This window comes from Rhizobium sp. TBD182 (assembly GCF_001950375.1).
Lineage (GTDB): Bacteria > Pseudomonadota > Alphaproteobacteria > Rhizobiales > Rhizobiaceae > Agrobacterium > Agrobacterium tumefaciens.
The window spans coordinates 1,241,072-1,242,015 of record NZ_BDLN01000001.1 but is presented as its reverse complement, the minus strand read 5'-3'; the positions used below and the strand labels follow the sequence as shown (position 1 = coordinate 1,242,015).

Here is a 944-nt window from a genome sequence, read left to right as displayed (position 1 = left end):
CCTCCATCGTCGGTTCGATCGGCGTCGTTTCCGGCGGATTCGGTTTCCCTGAAATGCTGAAGAAGATCGGGGTGGAGCGCCGCGTCTATACCGCCGGCGAGAACAAGGTCATCCTCGATCCCTTCCAGCCGGAAAAAGAGGGCGACATCGAATATCTGAAGTCGCTTCAGGTCGAAATCCACAATGTTTTCATCGATATGGTCAAGATGCGCCGCGGTGCAAAACTGAAGGGCGATGAGACGGTCTTCTCCGGCCTGTTCTGGACCGGTATGCGTGGCCTGGATCTCGGCCTGATCGACGGCTTGGGCGACATGAGGGAAGTTCTGCGCCGCCGTTACGGGACGAAGGTCAAGCTTCAGCTCGTCACCGGCGGGCGCTCGCTGTTCGGCAAAAAAGTGCCGGGCGTGAATGCGGCACTCGGCCTCAATGCCGAAAGGCTTGCGGCAGGCGCCGTCTCGGGACTTGCGGAAGTTGCCGAAGAAAAGGCATTGTGGTCGCGTTTCGGTCTATGATGTCGCAGGAATAGGGCCTTATGGCGCAGCTTATTACAATTGTTCTTCTGGTGGTGGGATCCGTCATCCTCTACCGCCGCTTCGTTCGCGATGCGGAAAAGCTTTCGGCAAAATCGAAGCAGCGCGAAAAGGAACGCGAAACCGGCGCCATCGGCACGCTGATCAAGGATCCCGAAACCGGCGAATACCGCGTGAAGCGTGAGGATGAGACGTAAGCCGGTGTCTCCACGCATAAATCCTTGACCCCTTCGCCATGCCGTGGCACCAGTCCGCATCCGAAGTAAGTCAGTGCTTACTTATCCTCACAACGCCGCGATGACTGCAATGACCGATATTCCAGACCATATGAACCCCAAGCGTTCCTTTCAGGCGCTGATCCTGACGCTGCACAATTACTGGGCCGACAAGGGCTGCGCGGTATTGCAGCCCTAT

2 protein-coding genes and 1 pseudogene are annotated in these 944 nt (G+C 57.4%); all 3 read left to right on the top strand.

What is annotated here, in order from left to right:
* A partial coding sequence (locus T18_RS27615; protein ID WP_323455207.1) for a S49 family peptidase occupies positions 1-512 on the top strand: 512 nt, incomplete at its 5' end.
* A 20-nt stretch (positions 513-532) separates the two neighbouring features.
* Positions 533-727 carry an NfeD family protein gene (locus T18_RS06255; protein ID WP_003515179.1) on the top strand — a complete coding sequence of 65 codons (195 nt, stop codon included), beginning with the start codon at positions 533-535 and terminating at the stop codon, positions 725-727.
* A 100-nt stretch (positions 728-827) separates the two neighbouring features.
* Positions 828-944 (top strand): annotated as a pseudogene (locus T18_RS27610) (glycine--tRNA ligase subunit alpha); the annotation flags it as partial.